The sequence below is a fragment of the Enterococcus sp. 5B3_DIV0040 genome, from assembly GCF_002140755.1.
Taxonomy (GTDB): Bacteria; Bacillota; Bacilli; order Lactobacillales; family Enterococcaceae; genus Enterococcus_D; species Enterococcus_D casseliflavus.
On sequence record NZ_NGLC01000001.1, the window covers coordinates 2,538,843 to 2,539,936 of the forward strand.

A 1,094-nucleotide genomic window follows, 5' to 3' on the forward strand; every position below is an offset into this window, starting at 1 on the left:
AATATCTATTTTATTCGAATTTATCGTTTGTTGAAATTGTTTTGGCGAAACTCCTGTATATTTCTTAAAAACTGTTGATAAATGTGAAGAATTAGAAAAACCAAGTGTAAAAGCCACTTCACTAATTGTATTATTAGATTTTAGCATTACCTTAGCTGCTGAAATTTTACGTTTCATAATATAGTTATACAAAGTAGTATTCGTTTCCTCTTTAAAACTTGTCCTTAATTTGGTTTCACTTATTGAAAAATACTCCGAAATTTCTTTTACAGTTATCTTTTTATAAATGTTTAACCCTATATATTGGATAACTGAAGAAATTAGCGGTGACAGCTTTTTCGCTTTTTCTTTCCCAATCTCTTTTGTATAGAAAACAATTGCAGCATCTCTTATTTGTAGAACTTCATTTAAAGATACTGCTAATTCATTCTTACGCACAAATTTATCTCTATTTTGATAAGCATCTATGATATCCATTCCCAAAGATATTGAAGTCTGAGCTAATTTTTCAAAAACAATGATGGAGTAGTTTTTTTCTGATCTAATTGTATCTCCACTAATTGTTGGAACTATACCGTTACTAAGTTGAAAAACCATATCTCTAAGTTTTTCAACATCACCAGTTTTAACATATTCTAATATTTTATTTTCATATAAAAATAAATATATCTCTGGATCATAATTCTGTGATAGTAAATCGTCTGTCTCTTATACACATCTAGATGTGTATAAGAGACTAGGATAGTACTTATCTCTAAAATCTAATAATAAGTTTAGTAAGAGCCCACTATCCTTTCCCCCTGAAAAAGAAATATAGATAACAGAGAATTCTCGGAATACAAAATGAAAACGTTCTAATAAAGCTTCATAAACATTCTTTCCCAAAAATTTTTTCTCCATTCTGCCTAAACTCCCCCTTCACATATAAATAAAACTTTGATTCAGTCTCTTTATTTTTATATGATAATCCTTAAAAAACATTTTAGCAATTACTATTTACTCTAAATCAAATAATTCATTTAAATCAGTATTTATTCCTCTCATAAAAGCTGTTTATCCATTGTTTGAAAAACTATATGTATTTCTTCCCGTAC

At 27.7% G+C, this 1,094-nt stretch carries 1 pseudogene; it reads right to left on the minus strand.

Annotation, left to right across the window (positions count from 1 at the left end):
* Nucleotides 1–702: pseudogene (locus tag A5883_RS11850) on the minus strand (YSIRK-targeted surface antigen transcriptional regulator); the annotation flags it as partial.
* Between the last annotated feature and the right edge of the window lie 392 nt (nucleotides 703–1,094).